This window comes from Rhizobium ecuadorense, assembly GCF_001187535.1.
Classification (GTDB): Bacteria; Pseudomonadota; Alphaproteobacteria; order Rhizobiales; family Rhizobiaceae; genus Rhizobium; species Rhizobium ecuadorense.
Map to the genome: position 1 here is coordinate 1 of NZ_LFIO01001807.1, position 259 is coordinate 259.

The following is a 259-nucleotide window of genomic DNA, read 5'->3' on the forward strand; positions in this document are numbered from 1 at the left end:
GGGAAGCAATGCCTTGCCGGCCTTCGTGCTCTCGGCACCGTTGCGCCGCCGTTCGAACAGAGGTTGCCCGACAACTGCCTCGATTTTCTGAATCTGGATCGAAACGGACGGTTGCGTGACATGCGCCGCGCGCGCCGCCGCCGAAATACCTCCGCTGAGATGCGCAAGGTTGAAGTAGTGCAATTGACGTGCCGTCAACTGCGGTCGAAAGACGATATTGGCCTCCATTGCCTCCAGATTTTTCTTGAGGCTACAAAGC

1 protein-coding gene is annotated in these 259 nt (G+C 57.9%); it reads right to left on the minus strand.

Translation table 11 applies throughout. The features are described 5' to 3' along the window. On the minus strand, positions 1-259 hold a 259-nt coding region (locus AF337_RS38515; RefSeq protein ID WP_152971360.1), incomplete at both ends, for a LysR family transcriptional regulator.